A 21,896-nucleotide genomic window follows, 5' to 3' on the forward strand; every position below is an offset into this window, starting at 1 on the left:
CCCGTTTTTCCCATGACACGCCTCTTGCGCGCACCGTTTGCGGCGGCATTGTTTTGGGCGTTGTTTTGTCCGCTGGTGCATTCCGACTCGCACTTGTCGCAGGATGCGCGGGTCAATCAGGCGCGGACGCTGATTGAAAGCGGCCGCCACCAAGCGGCATTGAAAATTCTGCGCCCGCTGACCGACCCGGCCCGCGCCGACATCACCGATATCCGTTTTCTCATCGGCTTGTCGGCCATCGCCGTCGCCGTGCGGACCGAAGACAAAGACCAAAAAACCACCTTGCTGAGCGAAGCCATCGCCGCCCTGCGCGCCATTCTCATTGAGCATCCGCAGTTGACGCGGGTGCGCCTGGAACTGGCGCGGGCGTTTTTTCTCAAAGGCGACGATGATTTGTCGCGGCAGCATTTCGAGCGCGTTTTGGCGGGCAACCCGGCATCAGCAATGGCCGCCAATATCCGCCGTTTTCTGCACACCATTCGCGCCAGACGCCGATGGAGCGGTTATTTGTCCGTCAACATCGAACAAAACGACAACATCAACAATGGCTCGGATACCGAAACCATTTATCTTTTCGGCTTGCCTTTTGTGGTGAATGAGCAATCCCGTCCACGCGCGGACACCGGCCTGTCCGTTTCAGTTGGCAGTGAATATCAAACCCCGCTGGGCGAGCAGTGGCGTTGGCGCTTTGGTGCCGACGCGACCCGTAGCGAATACGGCGGCCATGAATTCGACCAGACCTATCTGCTGCTTCGTAGCGGCCCGCGCTGGTTGGCATCACAGCGTAGCGAGGCCAGTTTGCAAGTTATCGCCGCCCAAAGATGGGTGGCCCGCAATCGCCACAGCAAAGAGTTTGGTTTGCGCTTTAACGCTCGCCACCGACTCACGCAAAAACTCGGCATCAACGGACAAATGTCCTGGAAGAAAACCCGTTATCGGCAAACACCCGCGGCGGACGATAGCGATGTGGACTACGCACTAGGCGGCACCTATCTATTTTCGCCGCTACTGCAAGGTAGCGCGGGAATTGGCCTTTCCCAAGAACGCATCAGAAGCGGCATCCATAACCGCAGTCGCCGCGCCAATATCGGCCTGGGCGTGATTCTGCCCAAAGGCTGGACTGTAGGCGGCAACCTGGAATGGTCGCAGCAGCGGCACGGACTCAATGCGCCGTTCTCAAATGAGCGCCGAGTTGACAGCAAGCGCACTTTGCGCCTGTTTTTGCTGAACCGGGGATTGACCATGTTCGGTTTCAGCCCGCAGATTATTGCGACGCGAGAACGGCAACAATCCAATTCTGCCCTGGATAATTATCGGCGCAAGCGGGTGGATTTGCGATTCGTGCGACAGTTCTAATCCAAGCCGACGGCAGACCGCCGACGGTGAACATCCCAAACAGTCGAAGCCCACTCGAGGGAATGATTGGTTATGCTGTCGCACTTACTTCTAAGTAATTTGAGTAGGTGTGTGAGCGTGGCATTTTTTGATTTTCCAGCAATAATCCTTCTACATGAAACTCCATGGCTTCCTGCATATTATTCTCCACTTCTTGTTTTGTTTTACCCGTTGTAATACAACCGTCCACATCTGGAGAATAAGCAGAAAATCCGGTTTTGGTTTCTTCAATCACAATTAAATATGGGTCTTGACTAGTTAAGCAACTAAGAATTGCTTAAAGTACTAGTCATGAAAAGGAAAAACAAGTATTACAATCGTTCCCGAATTACGGAGAAGAAATTTAGAGAGGTTTTAAGGTGTTTTTGTGCTGATTTAACAGCGCAGCAAATTGTTAGCTTTACCTATTTAAATAGAAATACTGTTAACAAGATCCTAATGCTCATTAGAGTCAGGATTGTGGAATTATCCAAGATTCAATCCGCCCCGCTAGCGGGGCAGATTGAAGTGGATGAATCTTATTTCGGTGCAAGAAGGGTTAAAGGCGTCCGCGGTCGTGGCGCCAGAGGCAAAACCATCGTGTTTGGCTTATTAAAACGAGCGGATAAGGTTTATACTGAGATTGTGCCTGATTGCTCTGCAGCAACGCTGCAGAGCATAATAAAGGGTAAGACAAGCATAGAAAGCGTGATTCATTCTGATGGTTGGCGAGGTTATAATGGGCTTGTTGATTTTGGTTATAAAAAGCACTTTAGAGTGCATCATGGCGCTAATGAGTCTGCCAGAGGCAGTTCACATATTAATGGCATGGAATCATTTTGGGGATATGCTAAAACAAGGTTATCCAAATTTAGAGGAATGAATAAAAATGTGTTTGAATTACACCTCAAAGAATGTGAATTCAGGTTTAATCATAGAGGGCAAAATCTCTACGAGATTTTGCTTAAAGAGTTAAGAAAAAGACCTCTTAACTAGTCAAGACCCTTAAATATTTCATTGTTTTAGCCTCGCTTGTTTAAAAACACTGTTTCTTGTTCCAATTGCTATGTCATCATCTAATTTTCCTGGAACAGTAACTAATCCAGATTTACTTGGGTGTTTAAATTGTCGATGACTGCCTTTTGTTCGCGATAAATACCAACCGTCATTATATTATCAAAAAAGGAAAAAGGTCACTATCAATCCTTGCCCTTTGAGTTGGATGCCTATCTGACCCGGTCGTTTTCAACATCTGCCGGGTAAAAGAGCGGGTTAAATGTTCAAGAATATCTTACAATCACGTTATCGAATATACCAACCGCAATGAAAATTCAAGACCTCAAATTTTACTATAAGTTTTACGATGTCTAACGTGCTGGTCGTCTCTAACTGCCCTTCGGAAAACACAAAAAGACTGCAAAATGCTGTTGTCAAAGGGTGTGAAAATGGAGACCTTGAAGATACCACGGTGCGTGCGTTGATTGCTTGGGACGCGGATGCCGATGACGTTTTGTGGTGCGATGGCATCATCCTCGGCACCACTGAAAATTTTGGCTATATGAGCGGCGCAATCAAGGATTTTCTGGAACGTATTTACTACCCTTGTCTCGAACTTACCGACGGTAAGCCGGTCGCCCTTTTCGTAAAAGGCGGACTGGATGGGCAAGGTGCAAAAACCAGCGTTGAGCGCATTTTAGTCGGTCTTAAATGGAAATTTATACAGCCGCCATTGGTGATGAAAGGTGATTTTCAGCCCTCATTTCTGAGTCAATGCGAGACTTTGGGGACGACCATGGCGGCCGGTCTGGAAGCGGGAATATATTAAAGCGGTGTTTGCATTAACCTGCTTAAATCAACCCGCTTAAATCAACCGTGACGATTTCAACTAATGGTAATGAAATATTTGACTTATGTGTCATCGGCGGCGGCATTAACGGTTGCGGGATTGCTCGTGATGCCGCTGGACGGGGATTGAATGTTGTTTTATGCGAACAAAATGATCTCGGCTCAGGCACCTCATCGGCCAGCTCAAAGTTAATTCATGGTGGGCTGCGATATCTCGAGCATTATGAATTCAAACTGATACGTGAATCCCTGAAAGAAAGGGAAATATTATTGGATGCGGCGCCGCACCTGATAAAGCCGATTGAATTTATTTTGCCCCATCACCCTGGCCTTCGCCCGCGATGGATGTTACGCCTCGGCTTATTCATTTACGATCGGCTCAAAAGGCGCAGTTCCCTGCCCCGAAGTCGATCCATCAAACTACATCACGAACTGAGGCACGATTTAAAACCGGATTACAAATTTGGGTTTACGTATAGCGATTGCTGGGTCGATGATGCACGTTTGGTGATTGCCAATGCTCAGGATGCCAGGCAACGTGGTGCGAAAATCCTTCCTCGAAGTCGTTGTATCGCAGTCGACCGGCACGATAGTTATTGGTCTATTACCCTGGATAAAGACGGCGCTCATGAGGGATTACGCGCCAAGGCTCTGATCAACGCAACCGGGCCCTGGCTATCCCGGTTTATAACCGACTGCATCAATCCTGCTCAAATAAAAGCGACCGGCGACAGGATAAAATTGCTCCAGGGCAGCCACATCATTGTTCCAAAATGGTTCGCCCATGACTACGCCTACCTGTTGCAAAACGATGACCAACGGATTGTGTTCGTGATTCCTTTTCAGCAACGCTATGTGATTATCGGTACCACTGAGCGGCAGTATTCCGGTGATCCGGGTGATGCGGAAATTTCCCAACCCGAAATCTGTTATCTGTGCGAGACTGTGAATGATTATTTTGACCATCGCCTCTCTGACGAGGATGTGGTATCCAGCTATGCCGGTGTACGCCCACTCTACGATGACGGCAGCGCTAAAGCCTGGGAAATCTCCCGCGACTATAAAATAAAAGTGGATAGTTTGAATCCAAACTGCCCATTAATAACCATTTACGGCGGTAAGTTAACGACTTATCGAAAGCTTTCAGAATCTGTTCTGGAGGCGCTCAAGCCATATTTGCCCGCGCTATCTGACTGCAGAGCGGGCGCCTGGACAGCCACATCCAAATTACCCGGCGGAGATATCAAGTTCAAAACAATTAAAGCGCTTTCCCGCAATATGGAATCCCGATACAAATTTCTGGCGCCCGAGATTATAAGCGCCTATGTTGGCCGATATGGCACGAAAACGGATTGGTTGCTCAAAGATATTTTATCGTCGGCAGATCTGGGCGAGCACTTTGGTCATCAGCTGTACGAAGCCGAGTTGAGGTATTTAATTTCCCAGGAATGGGCAACCACGACAGAAGATATTCTGTGGCGACGCACTAAACTTGGTCTGCTGTTCACTGACCATGAGAAAGAGAATCTTGCAAATTGGCTGGCGCGCAATATCCAACCTGAGCTTTGAACACGAGCATTGAACACCGGCTATTCAGGTTATAATCGGAAAATAGCTAAAGCACGGTATGTGGCATACTCGGGCGGCGGATTTCCAACACCTCACAGAGGGTCTATGCTGCCTGTGCGTCTCCACGGTCTTGGCTACCGGGCAGCAGGCTGAATAGAGATAAAAATCATGCGTAAAAAATATGAGCGACACCGCGACCAAGAATAGTTTAACTCAGGCAAATTTAACTAAACCGAAGTCGAATAAAAAAAACCGCAGCTATGGTCTTCGTGGCGGCAAGCGCGTTTATGATGGATATAACGATGAACGCAAGGTGAAGGATAGAAAAAAGAAAGAAAAACAGCGGCTTGGTTATGAGACTTTCGCAAAGGACTTTCCGCGTACAAACAACGCTCTGCCTGGCAAATATAATAATAAAATCATCACCGGCGATAGTGCGGAAGTTCTGCGGCGTCTGCCGGATAATTGCGTTGATATTGTGATTACTTCGCCGCCGTACAATTTCGGACTGGACTATAGCGAGCATGAGGACACCGACGATTGGCGCGCATACTTCGACAAACTTTTTTCAGTTTTTGATGAATGTGTGCGGGTGGTAAAATACAGAGGCAGAATTATTGTGAATGTGCAACCGTTGTTTTCGGATTATATTCCGACGCATCATATTATCAGCAAATTCTTTTTGGACAAGGGGCTGATTTGGAAGGGCGAAATTTTATGGGAGAAGAATAATTATAATTGCAAATACACCGCATGGGGAAGTTGGAAAAGCCCTTCCAGCCCGTACCTTAAATACACTTGGGAGTTCCTGGAGATTTTTTGCAAGGGCGATTTGAAGAAACCGGGCAATAAAGAAGACATTGATATCAACGATGACGAATTCAAAAGCTGGGTCAATGCAAAATGGTCTATCGCCCCCGAACGCGACATGAAAAAATATGGTCACCCGGCGATGTTCCCCGAAAAACTTGTGTTGCGCGCATTGAAACTGTTTAGTTTCAGAGGCGATATCGTTTTAGATCCGTTCAATGGTGTCGGTACCACTACGCTGACCGCGCATCACTTCGGGCGTAATTATATCGGAATTGATTGCTCGGCTGAGTATTGCAAAACTGCCAAGCAAAGGATTATAGATAGCGGCGGGATTCTGAAATGGACTTAGAAAAACAGTTGCAGGATATAAATTGAGACCTTTGCATAATTACCGGAAGTGCGGCTTTAGCCGCGCAAGATGATTGCTGATGGCGGGACTAAAGTCCCACTTCCGGTAATTATGCAAAGGTCTCAATTTAAAACTATGACACTATACTATTTGTAAGGGGCGTTGATACAAATGCTCGCAATGCCGAAGACAGGGCATATGGCGGGGTTATAAGGGCGGCCAAAGGGAATCTTCAAGAACACATCACTGAGACCCTTGCCAATATAGCGTGGCAAGCTGTGGGCGGCAATCCTGGTGTGTTTGAAATTAATTCACAAAAGGTACCTATCCCCATCAAACATGAGTATCTTGACAAAATAGAAAATATGCGAATAAAATTAAAAATTGCTTTATCTGTCAATTCCTGGTTGATAGCGTATTAGTTTAAATTTCGGTCCATACATCGCATCTTAATTGCGGTGGATAAATGCGCCTCTGATATCCGGGAAGAATTTTTCATATCGGCGACGGTTCGAGATAGTTTCAGAATACGGTGGTAGCCTCTGGCTGACATATTGAACTGTAATATCACCTTGTCCAGAAGACCATAACCATTGTCATCCAGCTCGCAATAGTATCCGATTTCCTTGGTTGACAACTGGCTATTCAATTTCCCCTGCCGATTGTGTTGGATTGCACGAGCAGCAATGACTCTTTCCCTGATATCCGCGCTGCTTTCCATGTTCATGCCTGGTCGGCGCAATTCATAATGAGGAACCTTCGGAACGTACAACTGAATATCAATACGGTCTAACAGAGGACCCGATAATTTGGACAAATAGCGTTGAATCTGATCCGGCGTACATTTGCATTTCCCGGATGAGTCCCCAAGATACCCACATTTACAAGGATTTGCCGCGCCTACAAATATGAAACGTGACAAAAATTTCAATTGCATCGCCGCCCGGGAAATGTTGATATGCCCAGATTCCAACGGTTCCCGAAGCAGCTCCAACGACCTGCGGTCAAATTCTGTCAACTCATCCAGAAAAAGCACGCCATTGTGAGCCTGAGAAATTTCGCCAGGTTTAGGGATTGTCCCGCCACCGATTAATGCAGCACCGGAAGCGCTATGATGGGGTGCGCGAAATGGTCGGCAACGCCAATTTTCTGGTCCCCAATCCTTATCAACCAATGAATTAATCGCAGCAGTCTCTAAAGCTTCTTGCTCGCTCATTTCCGGCAGTATCCCGGGCAGCCGGCTTGCGATCATGGTTTTACCGGTTCCCGGAGAGCCCATCATCAAGACACTGTGGGCACCGGATGCAGCAACTTCCAAAGCGAACTTTGAAAACGTTTGCCCAATTACCTCAGACATGTCCGGGTACTTGGTTTGCTCTGGAATTTCAACCGGCGCGGCCTCTGAAAACGCATCCAGACCGTTAAGAATACTGCTCAACTTCAGTAAACTACCGACGCCATATACATTAACTCCCTGAACTAATGCCGCTTGAGCCGCACATGTTTCCGGCAGAATAAGCGACTCGGTGGAGCCTTTTAATGAAAGTGCGGCAATCAAACTTCCGCCTATATCTCTCAGCTCGCCGCTAAATGCCAGCTCTCCCAGAAACACCTTGTCGCGCAGTGCGGATTTTGGAATTTGGTTGGTGGCAGCCAACACGCCAAGCGCAATCGGCAAATCAAATCTACCACCCTCCTTTGGCAGGTCGGCTGGCGCCAGGTTGACTGAGACACGTTTATACGGAAATTCAAAATTGGAATTAATAATTGCGGCTCGAACCCGATCGCGACTTTCTTTCACAACCATTTCCGGCAAACCAACGATAGAAAATCTTGGCAGGCCGCGCGCCAAGTGAACTTCGACGAAAACCTCTGGGGCCGACGTACCCACCTGAGCACGGCTATTAACGATGGCGAGTGACATTCCTTATCTCCTTGTTTCTGTAAATTAACTACATCCTACTGCATCAGGGGACCTGATGAGTCATAAGCTAGGCTTATAACACAAAATTATGTATTTAAGAAAACTGAATTATTCAAAGCGCCTTTAATCTGGCTTCCATTTCCTTCACTTGCTTTTCAAGTTCAATAATCCGCTGTCTTGTGCGTATTAAAATTTTTTCCTGAATCTCCATTTGTTCCCGCGTTACCAGATTCATTTTTTCAAAATTACTTTTTACCACCGCATCAATATTACTTTTAACTTCAGCTGTGAGTTCCGGCGGCAGCGCAGATTGTATCGCCTGGCTGATTTTATCCAGCATTTTAATTGCTTGACACGTATTCAATGTACGCGCCCTCTCGTAATCGACCAAACCAATTTTGATAACGTTCCGCAGCCTTGCGTCTGAACAGTTCCCTCTGCGCACTATTTCTCGCTATATCCCGGCTGATGTCTTTTTCCCTGCGACCAAGGACTTCGATAAGATGGTAACCGAATCTGGATTGCATCGGATCGCTCAATTGATTCAAGGGGAGATTTAATGTTGCTTGCTCAAACATCGGGGGCATATCTCCGGGGCTAATCCAACCGAGGGAACCGCCCTGAGGTGCGGTGGCTGTGTCATCTGAGATCAGTCGCGCAAATGCTTCGAAATCACCCCCCTTCCTGATTTTATTTGATACATCATTGAGCATGTCTATCGCTTCCTGATCGGTTAAATTACTTCGTTGTGGCTGTACAAGAATATGTCGCACAAGTTGTTGTGTCACAATTTTCAGGTCTCCTTCCTTTGCATGTAACTTAATAATATGAAATCCATTTACACTTTTCATAATCTCGGTAATACCACCAACAGGTGTTTGGCGTAACGCGGTAAGGAACAATTCGGGAAGTTGGCGTTCTTTTCTCCAACCCATATATCCGCCATCTTCCTTGTTCTCGCCATCGGAAAAATCTTTAACGGCATTGGAAAAAGATTGTCCCTGTAGCAGACCCTGATAAACGTGATTTACATTTTTAGATTCACTTTCGATTTCGGCTTCCGATTTTCCGGAAGTGGATACATATAGATGGGATATCTCATAAGTTTGGTCAGGCATATAGCGTTCTTTGTGCGCTTGCAGGTAATAATCAATTTCCTGCTCGCTTACGGTTACTCTGGAATTAACCGAAATATCGACTAGCCGCTGAATTAATCTTTGCTCTGTAATGCTGCGTAAAAACTGAATTTCGGAAATACCCTGGTTTTCCAACTCAGTGATTAACTGCTCGTGTGAAAAATTGTTTTGTGCAGCTATATTGGCCATCGCGCTTTCTATTTCAGCGCGGCTAATTGAGATTCCACTCGCCTGTGCCGCCTGAGTCTGGATACGTTCGTCGATTAGCAGCTCAAGAATTTCACCGTTAATTTGTTCGGGAATCTGTTCGATACCCTGGTTGGTCTCGAGTTGCTGTCGTTTATAACGTGTTTGGTATTCCGAGCGGGTGATTGCTTCGTCATTCACAATCGCAATAACTTCATCCAGTGCGACGGTGCTTGCATCAGCATAAGATGAAAACAATATCGTTAAGGTTATCGTCAGGGCTGCCGTCAGGGTTATCGCTGGAGCGAGTGCAAATTGTGACCTCGTGGTCTTCATAATAAATTTCATCGTAACAAGTTTTATATGCGGGTTTTAAAGACCAGAACGAATCCTTCCCAGGTCATCCAGTTCAAATGTGATTATAAAACGATTTTTAAAGTTACCCGATCCATCTAAATAGTGCTGGGCGAGTAGTCTGATGGCCCAGCAACATCCGTCATATGTCAATCCAATTTCAGATGACCGGGTTTCACTTTCCCGAATTGAATAACGCGCCTTCGCATTTATCTGCCATCGTCGGCCAACCGGAGTTTCAAATTTCAGGCTTGCCTGCTCCGATGAATGTTTGGTTCGGCTATAACCGATTGAGGCATTTCTTCGACTGCTACGATAATATTGCGTAGAAATCCGGGCGAATTCCAAATCGTTCGATTCGCTACCCACCCGAGCAAATCCACGAATATTCCAATCTTCAGTCACACTCGCTGTGGCTTCTGTGAAAAAATCGGAGCGATGCCCGGTTTCAGGTATTGTCTCATCAAGCGTCTTATCAGGCAGTCCAACCTTGCGATCTTCGAGAAAAAATATTTGCCCCACACTGATATTCAACCTTTGCCGTCCATCGTCTTGGTTAATGATTCTGCTGGTTAATCCTAAGGTAATTTGGTGGGTATCGCCAACGCGATCACCGCCGAAAAATCGATTCCCCCGAAAGAAATGTCCAAAACTGCTGTTGCTTCCGCTGCCGCTGTCAAAGTTTAGAAAATCCTCTTGTTCGCGTTTCTCTGGAATGTTGAGGTACAACAATCTGGGTTCCAGTGTTTGCAAAAACACGCTGTCGTTTTGTTGAAACACTCGTCCAAAAAATAAGCCGCTATCAACGCTTGCTATCGGCACAGTAACCGACGGAGAATCATCCGGAAAATCCTCGCCAGTAGCACTGTTGTTCAGCGAGTAACTGATCGTTTGTAATGATAGCTTAGGGGTTACATAGCCATAAATACGGTCAATGGGCAAGCTGACATATGGATTGATCCTAAGTCGGGTTGCTGACCCCGGTTTACTGTCATCGTGCTCAAAATAGGTGAATTCAGAACTCATGCCATATTTGAATCGGCCCAGGTCCTGCTGCTTTAGATCCAGGTTTAGCCGCGGTAATCTATCATAGGGACGCGCCACAATGTCGCTGTTAGCCGGTTCGTATGCGGATGCGCTGGCTTTAAAAAATAGATTAGGGCCGCGGTAAAATAAACTCGCGCGTCGAGGGACATAACTCGATGAAGTAACGCCGACATCGCTGGTAAAATCCTTTAAATAGTTGTTGTCCGACACGGTCTGTAAATCAACATCCACATTCCATCTATCATTAAAATCTTGCTTATGATCATAACGCCATGCGTATCGATCATCGTTGAATACATCATCTGAAGGAAGAACTTCCGCTTGTACACTGCCTTCAGATTTTTGTGTCAAGTAACGATATTCCCCGTATAGCTGCACGCCGCGTTTGCTTAAAATTCTGGGGATAACAGTCGCATCATGGTTCGGGGCGATATTCAGGTAATAAGGAACTTCGAGAATTGCTCCAGACTCTCTCTCGTGACCGATGCTCGGAAATAAAAATCCGGTTTTTCGCTGGTTGTTAATCGGAAATGAAACGCGCGGAAAATAAAAAATCGGGACATTCTTAAATTTCACCTTCATCGACTTTGCAGTTCCAATACCGGCGGCATGATCCAGTTCAATTTCCCTGGCAATTAACAACACGTCATCGTTGCCTGGTTCGCAACTGGAAAATGTGGCGTTGTGCAACCGCTCATAGTCTGCGCCTTCAAACTCAATCGTATCGGCGGTTGCTCGGGCGCGGACATAAGTATTGTCATCCATGATTTCTTCTGGCGCTTCGGTTTGCGAAACCTTGTTTCTAAATGGCGCCAGCATAGAATAATCTTCAACATAATCTTCGTGCTGTCTTTCTGTATGGTGCGGCGATCCATCGAATCCATGGGCAAATTTAATACGTGCGTTTTGAGCGGATCCTGTAAACGCAGGCACCTCCAAATCCAGTGAATCAGCAAGCACTTCATCGCCTCTGGAAGTGTAAAATTTGATGTTGCCACTGGCGGTCGCTTGATCGGTATCCTGATCATAAGTAATTTCGTCTGCGTACACACCGCGGTTTCCCTGAACGACCTGAGCCTTGCCCGACAACTTGATCAGGCCATTCTTACTCCGGCCGTTCTTAATCAGGCCGGGCGATTCGGCTTCCAATTGATCCGCTTCCATGCGGATGGGTAACTCGCTTTGGTCGCCAGCGGGGGCTTCTTTTAATGCCAGAGGAACATCTATTCTGCCGGGTTTACAGATATCGATTCCTGCGAATCCTACGGTCGAAATATCTGCCGGAATATCTGCCGAAATACTTGATTGTGCATACACATCCAGCGCCGGCACCGTAGTCATAACAGCAGCGATGGAAGCCAGTATGTGATTTTTGAATTTGTTCGGACGCATTTTTGCATATTTTTTATTTCTTGGATGGGCTCGATTTAGTCAGGATTATAGGGTTTTGGGCGTTTATAATCCAATCCCTTGATCAATAAGAAATGACATGACTTGATGTGATATGGAAGCCATGATTTTGGCGGCTGGGCGAGGTGAAAGGTTAAGGCCGATCACCGACGCAGTCCCTAAACCTTTAGTGCCGATTGGTGGGCGTACTTTGATTGAACATCACTTAGTGCGACTATCTGCTATGGATGTCAACCATGTGGTGATAAATGTTGCCTATCTTGGTGAAAAAATTATGGAATTTCTGGGTGATGGAAGCCGTTTCGGTTTAAAACTCAGTTATTCGATAGAATCAAACCGGGCGTTAGGCACTGCGGGCGGAATCATTAACGCCTTGGATTATTTTAAGGAAGAACCGTTTTTGGTCATTAATAGTGATATTTTCACCGATTGTGATTTTTCACAAATTCAAATGCCAGACACCGCCAAAGCGCACTTGGTATTGGCGCCGAATCCCGCCCACAATCCAAATGGGGACTATTGTTTAAGCAATAACTGCCTGGTGCAACATCCTTCTAGTCCAGCACAAACCACGGTTACATTTACAGGCATCGGTCTGTATCGCAAAACAATGTTCGAAGCGCTTGATATCGAAAAATGTGAATTAACCCAGGTTTTCGACCAACCGATACGCAAGGGTGAAATTTCTGGTCAACTCCACCAAACATTGTGGATAGACGTGGGTACTGTTGAGCGGCTGGCGCAAGCAAGAACATGGACAAAAACACGGCAAGAACGCAAACAGAAAATATAAAATATTGTTAAATTACAATATTTTAAGAGAATAAATTAAAGTTATTCCATACTAACCGGTTGAGTACAAAGAACGGGCAGGATTTCGGCAAATTCCCGGCTAACCCGGTCGAATGATATATTTCTGGCGTGATGCTTTAACTGGGTGACTCTCAACCCGACGTAACCGCATGGATTGATCCACTCATAAGGGGACAAATCCATATTGATGTTGATACTTAAACCATGGTAACAACATCCCCTGGATATTCTTAACCCGAGCGCGGCAATTTTTTCATCCGCAACATAGACCCCAGGCGCGCCCGGTTTTCGGTGTCCGCAGATACCATAACGAGCAAGAAAATCCATGATTAACTTCTCGACCTGATTAACAAATGATTTTGGGCCAGTTTTAAGTCGTTTTATATCCATTAACAGGTAAGCAATCAGTTGGCCGGGGCCGTGATAGGTTATTTGTCCGCCGCGATCAGCATGGATTACCGGAATTGCCTTGCCATCCGCTTCGGCCTCCGCTTCGGGAAACTCATAAGAACTTGTGCCTTGAGTGTATACCGGACAATGCTGCAACAACCAGATTTCGTCATCAGTATCTGCACCACGATTTCGAGTGAACTCAATCATTTCATCCCATATTTCCTGATAGTCACAAATCCCTCGATGACGAATGATCACAGGCATTACCGATGCCATTAAAGCACCATTAAAATATCGGGGTGAGATGATAGTCGTGCAAATACCTCATCCATCAGGTTTTTATCTTGCGCGTGAACACGACAACTTAACGAATGATACCTAGCGCTTTTGCTCTCCTTTATCGATATTTCTTTCAAATCTGTTATTGCGATTGATTGCAATAGTAATTTTTTTACCCATTTCGGATTGTTTGCGCTCGCATGCAAAAACACCTTGATATCAATCATGCAGGGAAAGGCCAGGCCTTCTGTCATCGGTATTTTTCGGAGCGTTTTTCGGGGCATTTTTATAATTGATTCATATCGAATTAAGCCATCTTTAATTAAGCCATATCCGGGACGGTCAGAATAAATGCAGGGTTTAATATATAAATTGTTTTATAGAATCCAGTATGCGCTTATGCCAGGGCCCTTCGGCATAACTTTCGTTGACCTGCAAACTCGTTCTGTATATGGGTTGTTGGTCGTATTTTACTTGTATATATCCAACCGGCGTACCGGCTGCGATGGGTGCTTCAAGGCTCGCAGGCAACTCCAGGGTAGCGGACAGTTTATCTGATTGCCCTCTCGGAAAAATGATGCCCAGCTTTTTTTGAACGCCTATACTGGCCTGTGAAGTTTCTCCAAACCATAATGGCAAAGATTTGATCTCAGCGCCCGGTTGGTAGGCGATTAATCCTTCGTAAGCGCCATATCCGTATTGCAAGAGTGATTGCACCTGATCTGCTCGTGTGATTGTGCCGCTCGATCCGGTAACGGTTGCCACCAGGCGAATTCCATCACGCAGCGCGGTGCCAATTAAACAATAGCCGGCGTTTTTCGTATATCCGGTTTTAATGCCGTCAACGGTGGGGTCTCGACCCAATAAAATATTTCTGTTTTGTTGGGTAATGCCATTATAAGTGAATTCGCTTTGAGAATAATAACGATACAGTTCGGGAAATTCTCGAATCAACGCCATGGAAAGTAACGTCATATCTTCTGCTGTACTATAATGATTGTCCTCTGGAATTCCGCTGCTATTAGTAAAATTTGTGTTGGTCATGCCCAATTCTGCCGCCATCAAATTCATCCGCGATGCGAAGCCCTGTTCCGAGCCGCTAATGTGCTCCGCTAGCGCCACCCCGGCATCGTTACCCGATTGGACGACCAGGCCTTGAATTAAATCTAAAACACTGACCTGAGTATCAACCCGGATAAACATTTTCGAACCACCGGTTCTCCACGCCTTCTTACTGATATGGACCATATCCTCCATGGTTATTTCATTATTGCGCAGTGCATCAAAGACAAGATAGCTGGTCATCAGCTTGGTCAAACTCGCCGGTTCGATTCTTTGATCCGCATTTTTACCGGCCAGCATCCAGCCTGTTTCAAAATCTGCCACTAGCCAGCTTCTTGCTTCAATATCCGGAATCGAGATTTTGGATTTGACCGCATCGGGGATATCCTCCAAAGCACTATAAGCACTCAGGGGATGAAAAAACAGAAAACTTATGAAACAGATTAAAAGGCGCATGCTTAAACGATTTGGATACGGTGCTTGATTATAACGGAAACTGATTAATTCAGGCTGCCTATATTTGTTGTTCATAAGCCGACTGTCAACACCTCCATAAGGAACGGTTGCAAATCGCCCTGAGCGATTCTTATTGGTCTCGTCCTTGAGCCTCACCCCTTCGGAGATTGCGTGAAAAATTGCTCCTGCAATTTTTTCGTGAGCGCAACGAACCCGCAATTTATTTTATCAGCATAAGTGCCTGACCGAGCAGTTGTTCCAGAGTACGTTTTACTTCCGATGCCGCATTAACTGTTTGGAACGGGCCAACCTTAACTTTATAAGGCACCCCTTGGGCTTTATTTTCCTGCTCTGCGTTCGGGTAAATTGGATGTCCTTTCTGACGAAGCATATTTCTCATCGACCGGGCATTACCAAATTCAGAATACACGCCAACTTGAATAAAATACTCGCCCGCCACACTACTCGGCTGAGAACTTTCTACTGTATCCATAGATCCGACAATGGAGCCGGATTCAGCAAAATCATCCGGCCCAAAATAGTTATCGGGATTGAGCGCTCTAATCTCAACGCGACCTGTACCATGATTTGCTATGCCCAATTTATGTGCTGCGGCATAGGATAAATCAATAATTCGATTATGCAGAAATGGTCCTCGGTCATTCACTTTAACAACAATTTTCTTACCGGTGTCCAGGTTAGTCACTTCTACGTAGGTCGGCAAGGGCAATATAGGATGCGCCGCGGTCATGCTCCACATATCGTAAGTCTCTCCACTCGATGTCCGTCTGCCGTGAAATTTTGTCCCGTACCAGGATGCGATACCTTTTTTAACATATCCATTCGATGAGTTTAAGGGTTTGAAAGCTTTGCCTAACGCGGTGTAGGGTTTGTTTCCCGTTCGGCTCAATGGTTCATGTTTCGGGATAGCATCTGGAATTGAGTCGAAGTCCCGCTGTTTGTTAGCCGGTGCGCTGTCACCGCCATAAAAACCGCCAGAATCGGATTTCTTAACCGCACCGCCAACGAAACCACCAGAGAAACCACTGGAGCAACCCGCCAATACTAAAATAAACGCTAACCAAACAAAACTTGATTTGATGGTCATGGCCATGGATTTTTTAGTCGTTGTTTCTGGCTCTCACAATCGAATCCGCAAGCTCGGCAGTCGCCATAGCGTAATTGACACTGGGGTTGTAGCGCGTAATGGTGTAGAAGTTTCTAAATCCCACTATATAACGATTCCCCTGCCGTTCCTGTAACGACATAAGCGCAATCTTGTCGCTACTGCGGTCGGCATCGAATTTTACCCCCGCCGCAATCAACTGTTTAGGCGTATGCACAAGTTTTGCGTTGCCTCTAATCAACTTTATGGCGGACTCAGATAACGGGCCGGTAACGCTCGCATAGATTGGCTGGATATGATTCCAGCCATGAGATTTTAAATAATTGGCGACACTACCAATGGCATCATCGGTTTCATTGACCAGGTCTCTTTGGTTATTGCCATTGAAGTCAACCGAATACGCCGCATAACTTGTCGGCATAAATTGTGGAATACCGATAGCCCCGGCAAATGAGCCCATGACTGACGCCGGGTCAATGTTCTCTTTTCGGGTAATATTCAAAAATGTTCGTAATTCTGAAGTAAAGAACGTGCTTCGCCTCGGGTATTCTGCCGACAGCGTAACCAGGCTATCCAATACTCTTTTGTTACCCATGTATGTCCCATAATCCGTTTCTATCCCGATTAATGCCACAATCACAGCCTGAGGCACCCCAAACTTTTGGTATGCCCGGTCCAGCGTGAGTCGATTTTCGTTCCAAAATTTTACGCCTTTCTCGATTCGGTTTTGATTTAAAAATATTTTCCGGTACTTATACCAGGGCAAGGCTTCAATTCGCCGATTCATCAGGTCAATCGTTGTTTGTTGGATGTTTGCCTGTTTTAAAACCCGGTTTAATTGCTCCCTTGGATAGCCATCCTGGTCCGTCATTTCCTCGACTAACTTGACCAGCACTGGATATTGATCGATGTCCACCGCCAACGAAACCGATGGCCTAACCAAAAAGACCATTGCGGAAAATAGCAGTGCGGAAAATACAATTTTCTGTGGTTTGGTCGAGTATTTGCCCGCATCACAGGGGTTACAATGCCGATCAAAATAATTCATCGTCGCCAACCCCGAGATTTGCTATCTCGCGCTATGCTCATCAAAATCCCCAATCCAATCATCAGCGTTACCATAGAAGTGCCGCCATAACTCATCAACGGCAAGGGAATACCAACAACCGGCAAGATTCCAGACACCATACCAATATTGACAAATACATAGAAAAAGAATGTTGTAGATAGCCCCCCGGCAAGCAAGCGAGAATACGTGTCGCGGGCATGAAAGGCGATCAATAATCCTCGAAACACTAAAAATAAATAAAGCATCAATAATACAATAACCCCGATTAAACCAAATTCTTCCGCGTACACTGCAAATATAAAGTCGGTACGTTGTTCGGGAATGAATTCAAGTTGCGACTGAGTACCGGAAAGCCACCCTTTTCCCTGCACCCCACCAGAACCGATTGCGATTATTGACTGAATAATATGATAGCCCACTCCCAACGGATCAGCCCAGGGATCGAATAGGGTAAAAACACGGCTGCGTTGATAGTCGTGCAGCACAAAAACCCACATTGCCGGAACAATGACTGCTAGGGAAAGCAACGCGGTTACGATAAATTTCCACCCTATTCCCGCTAAAAATATCATCATAATTCCCGTTAATGCAATTAACAATCCAGTGCCTAAATCGGGTTGCAGAATCACCAGCGCTGTGGGAATGAGTACGATAAATATAGACAGTATTATAAAAAGCGGATTGGGCGGCAGCGTCGATCGTGCTACGGTCCACGCCACCATCATAGGCACTGCAATTTTCATCATCTCGGCCGGTTGAAATCGAAAAACACTCAAATCAATCCAACGCTGCGCGCCCTTGCCGATGACCCCGATAGCCAATACCATGAATAACAACCCTAATCCTACAGCGTAAACATTGGGTGACCAGCGCAACAGTATCGAGGTTCGAATGCGTGTGAAAACCAACATGACCGCCAATGCAAAACCCACATGTATGCTGCGTCTGACAAGTTGCTCAAGATTCTCTCCTGTAGCGCTGTATAACACTATCAGACTCAAAGCACACAGCATCAGAACCACTGTTAATAGTGGTAAATCAATATACGAAGGATTATCAGTCTGGCGCATTTGTGAAACAACAATCCGGTATTTTCCAGCTCTGGCCGGCCTATCCTTGGCTGGTCAAGCTTTGGGAGTCTGGCTCCTGCTTGTCAAATAATTCTAATCGGTCAATCAGATAATAATCAATTAGCTTCCTGGCGATTGGAGCGGCGGTTTGGCTTCCACTGCCGGCGTGCTCAACCACAACAGCGATGGCAATTTTCGGATCGTTCAACGGGGCAAAACCAATAAACAACGAATGGTCCCTGAATTTTTTCTCAACATTCTTTTTATCGTATTCCTGATTTTGAGCGACACTTTTAACCTGAGCGGTGCCGGTCTTTCCCGCCATTTCATATTGAATACCCCGATTAATTGTTCTTGCCGTCCCTCGTGCGCCATGAACCACATCTCGCATACTATTTATAACTGCTTCATAGAATCGATCATCACCAAGTTTTTCAATCCCCGTTATTTCTGGCGCAATGTCTTGCTTGACCTGAGTTTGAGGATGTTGTATGGCAGATAAAAACCTTGGCGTGACTTTCTTGCCTCTATTTGCCAGAACTGCCGTGGTATTGGCCAGTTGTAGAGGCGTAACTAACATATACCCCTGCCCAATTCCGGTAATTATTGTCTCACCCGGATACCAAGCTTGATTCCGAACGCGGCGTTTCCACTCTCTGGATGGCATTAAACCGGAAGGTTCCTCACGCATATCAATCCCGGTTGGTTTTCCAAATCCGAATCGGGTCATCCCTTCATACATCCTGTCGATACCCAATTGTCTCGCCAATGTGTAGAAATACACATCGCAGGATTGGACGATCGCGTTGTAACCATCCATAAGACCATGTCCCGATTTTTTCCAGCAACGATAACGATGTTTAAGCCCCGGCAAACTATACCATCCAGGGCAAAAAACGGTCTTACTGTGGTCAATACCATTTTCCATGCCCACCAGAGATATAAACCCCTTGATGGTTGACCCTGGGGCGTAACGTCCATAAATCGCGCGATTCACCAACGGTTTACGCTCTGAGGCACGTAAACTTGCGTAGTCGGCTTCACTAATTCCATTTACAAATAGATTCGGATCGTATCCGGGCGCGCTGGCGAAGGCGAGAACCTCACCCGATTCCGGTTCAATCGCGACTATCGACCCTTCAAATCCTGCCAATGCTTCGATGCTTTTCTGCTGTAGCTTGATATCCAAACTGAGGTGAATAGTCTTGCCCGTATCTGGAGTTGTCTGTTGCAGACGACGAACAATCCGGCCATGGGCGTTGGTTTCCACCTGCTCTATCCCGGATTTACCCAGTAAGATCGATTCGTAATACGCTTCGATTCCAGTTTTACCGATGTATTCCATCCCCCGGTAAGCCTGATTGTCGATATTTTCCAGATCCGCCGGACTTATTCGACCTACGTAACCGACGATATGTGCAATCAGTTCCCCTTTCGGGTAGTGTCGTTGCAGACGTGCCTGCAATTCCGCTCCGGGGTATCTATGCTGGTTCACCGCCAATATGGCGGCTTCTTGTTGGTTGAGATTAGCCTTTAGTGTTTGCCATTCGAAAGAAGGACGTTGTTTGAGAAGTTTTTTGAATTGTTTGAGGTGAACATCGGTGAGCTCGATAAGCTGTCCTAATTGGCTTAACAGATTATCGAGGTCTTGCACCTCATCCGGCAATATATCCAGATTGAATCCCCGAATGTTTTGAGCAAGCACTTCACCATTTCTGTCATAAATTAATCCTCTCACCGGCGGCAATGGAGAAAAATCAATGCGATTATTTTGCGCCAAGGTGATGAACTCTTGATGCTGGTATATTTGTAAATAGCCCAGTCGCAGAACCAGCAGAATAACCAATATTGTTATCAAGCCAAATACAAAAATTATGCGCCCCTGAACAACTTTTCTCTCCAGCGGATAATCACGGATCCGAATCATTAGCTTATCCCGGTTCTATGCCGCAATACACGCAGTACGTTATACACAACTGGCCAAATTAAACAGGATGTCAAAGCAGACTGCCAGAATACCAGGCGAATCTCTGTGTTTGCGGTCAACTGATAAACCCATATGGTAAATCCAATATCGATTGAGGCGACGATAAATACCAGTATGCATTGCTGCCACAAATCATACAGCGGGACTCGTCGATGCGTAGAAACGGCTATCAGCGCAACAAATGCTTTGCCGACGGCATGCTGGCCCAATAACGAGTAATACAATATATCCAGCGCAATACCAGCAAGCCAGCCACAGCCTATGCCGATGCGATGCGGCACAGCCAAACACCAATAAAACAAAACCAGCATAACCCAATCTGGTTTGGCATACTTCATCCATTGCGGGTATGGCACCATATTTAACAACAAGGCGATCACAAAGGTGGCCAGAATGATCCAAAATGGTGCTTTTGCAGAAGGCGTCCTATCCACCTGATTCACCCGAGGCGCCTGAATGTAGCAGTTTCGGATTTGTCAGAAGATTGTTGTTGCTTCTATCATTGTTGCTTCTATCATTGTTGCCGCTAGCATTGTTGCGCAGTAAAAGCGCTTCCTTGGCGAAGCCTGTTTGAGCCATAGTTCGCGCGGTAATAATTAGAAATGCCTGATTCGCATCTTTTACGATATCGGATACCTCGGCGACTTTATAACCTGCCGGGAAACGTCCACCCAGTCCCGAAGTAACCAGCAGATCTCCCGTTTGAATATCAGCCGGGTTCTCTAAAAATGGAACGGTCACTTGATTAGATTTTCCAGAACCCTGAATAATGGTACGTAAACCATTGCGTTGAATCTGTACGGATAGCCCATGGCTCGGGTCGGTTATCAGTGTCACCACGCTGCGGCGATAACCGACCTTGGACACTTGGCCGAGCACCCCTTGCGGGGTGATGGCGGGTTGACCGAGGTAAACACCTGCTTCGATACCACTGTTTATAACGATTCTGTGACTAAATGGTTCGAGATCGCGTCCAATAACTTCCGTAAAAAGCATTTCATTGGCAAAACGTTTTGATGCCGACAGTAATTTAGACAGCCGTTGATTTTCTTTTTCCAGGGCATCATAGCGTTGTAGCCGGGCTTCCAGTATTGATTGCTTTTGTTGTAGTTCGACAAAACGCTGATGCATGCGGTCGTCAGGATAATAACGATTCAATAATGAAAATGTATTTTTCGGAATGGCGATAACCGATTCAAAGAAGATGTTAACAACTGTACTAGCGGTATGTATCGGTTTTAACAATTCGCTTCGATGGTCAATAATCATTACCCCCATAGAGAGCACCAAAAGCAGAAAAAAACGAAACAGCGGGAATCTGCTATTATAATTCATGCCGTTATAACCCATGTCAATGGAGCGCGGATAAGCGATGGTTACTTTCTATTGCCATTCAGCTTGCACCCTTTTGTTGTCTATTTTTTGGATAGGGCATAAACGTCTTTGTATTTAGGTCAGGTGTTTCGTTTTGGCTCGTGCCGTTTCCTTTAAAATATACATGTATAAGGTAAAATTATTGTGTGGTGATTTTTTGAAGCAGTCATTTTTTAGAAATGTACGGGCGTTAATGGCTTTTATAAATATTTCGCTCAACTGTAAATTAATGATATTCGCAATAACATCATTTTTTACTA

20 protein-coding genes and 1 pseudogene are annotated in these 21,896 nt (G+C 46.0%); 6 read left to right on the forward strand and 15 right to left on the reverse strand.

Translation table 11 applies throughout. The features are described from left to right. Window positions 1–12 precede the first annotated feature (12 nt). Window positions 13–1,356 carry a surface lipoprotein assembly modifier gene (locus ACPXXB_RS07745; RefSeq protein ID WP_423906221.1) on the forward strand — a complete coding sequence of 448 codons (1,344 nt, stop codon included), beginning with the start codon at window positions 13–15 and terminating at the stop codon, window positions 1,354–1,356. 70 nt (window positions 1,357–1,426) lie between these two features. Here ACPXXB_RS07745 and ACPXXB_RS07750 read toward each other — a convergent pair whose 3' ends face one another. Next, window positions 1,427–1,630, reverse strand: a complete 204-nt coding sequence (locus ACPXXB_RS07750) for a type II toxin-antitoxin system HicB family antitoxin (RefSeq protein ID WP_423906223.1) — start codon at window positions 1,628–1,630, stop codon at window positions 1,427–1,429. A gap of 56 nt (window positions 1,631–1,686) precedes the next feature. Between ACPXXB_RS07750 and ACPXXB_RS07755 the strand changes: the two genes are divergently transcribed. Further along, window positions 1,687–2,370 carry an IS1595 family transposase gene (locus ACPXXB_RS07755; RefSeq protein ID WP_423906226.1) on the forward strand — a complete coding sequence of 228 codons (684 nt, stop codon included), beginning with the start codon at window positions 1,687–1,689 and terminating at the stop codon, window positions 2,368–2,370. Between the two features lie 18 nt (window positions 2,371–2,388). Here the strand turns inward: ACPXXB_RS07755 and ACPXXB_RS07760 are convergent. Beyond that, a pseudogene (locus ACPXXB_RS07760) lies at window positions 2,389–2,541 on the reverse strand (type II toxin-antitoxin system HicA family toxin); the annotation flags it as partial. Window positions 2,542–2,737: 196 nt separating this feature from the next. Here ACPXXB_RS07760 and ACPXXB_RS07765 point away from each other — a divergent pair. The 3 genes from ACPXXB_RS07765 to ACPXXB_RS07775 all read left to right on the forward strand — a co-directional run bounded on the left by ACPXXB_RS07765 (window position 2,738) and on the right by ACPXXB_RS07775 (window position 5,950). Further along, window positions 2,738–3,199: a flavodoxin family protein gene (locus ACPXXB_RS07765; RefSeq protein ID WP_423906229.1), complete on the forward strand. Its 462-nt coding sequence runs from the start codon at window positions 2,738–2,740 to the stop codon at window positions 3,197–3,199. A gap of 47 nt (window positions 3,200–3,246) precedes the next feature. Then, window positions 3,247–4,788 carry a glycerol-3-phosphate dehydrogenase gene (gene glpD / locus ACPXXB_RS07770; protein WP_423906232.1) on the forward strand — a complete coding sequence of 514 codons (1,542 nt, stop codon included), beginning with the start codon at window positions 3,247–3,249 and terminating at the stop codon, window positions 4,786–4,788. A gap of 181 nt (window positions 4,789–4,969) precedes the next feature. After that, window positions 4,970–5,950 (forward strand): DNA-methyltransferase, encoded by a 981-nt coding sequence (locus tag ACPXXB_RS07775; RefSeq protein WP_423906234.1) that lies wholly within the window; start codon window positions 4,970–4,972, stop codon window positions 5,948–5,950. Between the two features lie 418 nt (window positions 5,951–6,368). Here the strand turns inward: ACPXXB_RS07775 and ACPXXB_RS07780 are convergent, their stop codons facing one another. The 4 genes from ACPXXB_RS07780 to ACPXXB_RS07795 all read right to left on the reverse strand — a co-directional run bounded on the left by ACPXXB_RS07780 (window position 6,369) and on the right by ACPXXB_RS07795 (window position 11,989). Then, on the reverse strand, window positions 6,369–7,874 hold the full coding sequence (locus ACPXXB_RS07780; protein WP_423906237.1) for a YifB family Mg chelatase-like AAA ATPase: 1,506 nt from the start codon (window positions 7,872–7,874) through the stop codon (window positions 6,369–6,371). A 112-nt stretch (window positions 7,875–7,986) separates the two neighbouring features. Further along, window positions 7,987–8,238 (reverse strand): accessory factor UbiK family protein, encoded by a 252-nt coding sequence (locus tag ACPXXB_RS07785; RefSeq protein WP_423906240.1) that lies wholly within the window; start codon window positions 8,236–8,238, stop codon window positions 7,987–7,989. Further along, a complete protein-coding gene (locus tag ACPXXB_RS07790; protein WP_423906243.1) occupies window positions 8,216–9,544 on the reverse strand; it encodes a peptidylprolyl isomerase in 1,329 nt (442 codons plus the stop codon). Before ACPXXB_RS07790 ends, ACPXXB_RS07785 begins: the two co-directional genes overlap by 23 nt. A gap of 24 nt (window positions 9,545–9,568) precedes the next feature. After that, window positions 9,569–11,989, reverse strand: coding sequence for an LPS-assembly protein LptD (locus ACPXXB_RS07795; RefSeq protein ID WP_423906245.1), 2,421 nt, complete (start codon window positions 11,987–11,989; stop codon window positions 9,569–9,571). Window positions 11,990–12,101: 112 nt separating this feature from the next. On the opposite strand from ACPXXB_RS07795, the gene murU reads away from it, so the two are divergent. Then, window positions 12,102–12,800, forward strand: coding sequence for an N-acetylmuramate alpha-1-phosphate uridylyltransferase MurU (gene murU / locus ACPXXB_RS07800; protein ID WP_423906248.1), 699 nt, complete (start codon window positions 12,102–12,104; stop codon window positions 12,798–12,800). A 41-nt stretch (window positions 12,801–12,841) separates the two neighbouring features. Here murU and lipB read toward each other — a convergent pair whose 3' ends face one another. The 9 genes from lipB to mreC all read right to left on the reverse strand — a co-directional run bounded on the left by lipB (window position 12,842) and on the right by mreC (window position 21,597). After that, window positions 12,842–13,477 (reverse strand): lipoyl(octanoyl) transferase LipB, encoded by a 636-nt coding sequence (gene lipB / locus ACPXXB_RS07805; protein WP_423906251.1) that lies wholly within the window; start codon window positions 13,475–13,477, stop codon window positions 12,842–12,844. Between the two features lie 11 nt (window positions 13,478–13,488). Next, entirely contained in the window at window positions 13,489–13,746 is a 258-nt protein-coding gene (locus tag ACPXXB_RS07810; protein WP_423906253.1) for a YbeD family protein, read from the reverse strand. Window positions 13,747–13,852: 106 nt separating this feature from the next. Next, the gene (locus ACPXXB_RS07815; protein WP_423906255.1) at window positions 13,853–15,010 is read right to left on the reverse strand and encodes a D-alanyl-D-alanine carboxypeptidase family protein; all 1,158 of its coding nucleotides are present in this window, start codon (window positions 15,008–15,010) and stop codon (window positions 13,853–13,855) included. Between the two features lie 220 nt (window positions 15,011–15,230). Next, window positions 15,231–16,118 (reverse strand): septal ring lytic transglycosylase RlpA family protein, encoded by an 888-nt coding sequence (locus ACPXXB_RS07820; protein ID WP_423906258.1) that lies wholly within the window; start codon window positions 16,116–16,118, stop codon window positions 15,231–15,233. A 13-nt stretch (window positions 16,119–16,131) separates the two neighbouring features. Continuing rightward, window positions 16,132–17,184, reverse strand: coding sequence for a lytic murein transglycosylase B (gene mltB / locus ACPXXB_RS07825; RefSeq protein ID WP_423906261.1), 1,053 nt, complete (start codon window positions 17,182–17,184; stop codon window positions 16,132–16,134). Beyond that, window positions 17,181–18,275 (reverse strand): rod shape-determining protein RodA, encoded by a 1,095-nt coding sequence (gene rodA / locus ACPXXB_RS07830; protein WP_423906264.1) that lies wholly within the window; start codon window positions 18,273–18,275, stop codon window positions 17,181–17,183. The genes mltB and rodA overlap by 4 nt, the downstream gene beginning before the upstream one ends. A gap of 40 nt (window positions 18,276–18,315) precedes the next feature. Then, a complete protein-coding gene (mrdA, locus tag ACPXXB_RS07835) occupies window positions 18,316–20,202 on the reverse strand; it encodes a penicillin-binding protein 2 (protein ID WP_423906267.1) in 1,887 nt (628 codons plus the stop codon). Then, window positions 20,202–20,705, reverse strand: a complete 504-nt coding sequence (mreD, locus tag ACPXXB_RS07840; RefSeq protein ID WP_423906270.1) for a rod shape-determining protein MreD — start codon at window positions 20,703–20,705, stop codon at window positions 20,202–20,204. Before mreD ends, mrdA begins: the two co-directional genes overlap by 1 nt. Then, entirely contained in the window at window positions 20,689–21,597 is a 909-nt protein-coding gene (gene mreC, locus ACPXXB_RS07845) for a rod shape-determining protein MreC (protein WP_423906273.1), read from the reverse strand. The genes mreD and mreC overlap by 17 nt, the downstream gene beginning before the upstream one ends. Window positions 21,598–21,896: the final 299 nt, after the last annotated feature.

The organism is Candidatus Spongiihabitans sp. (genome assembly GCF_965237845.1).
In the GTDB taxonomy this organism is placed as follows: domain Bacteria; phylum Pseudomonadota; class Gammaproteobacteria; order Arenicellales; family Poriferihabitantaceae; genus Spongiihabitans.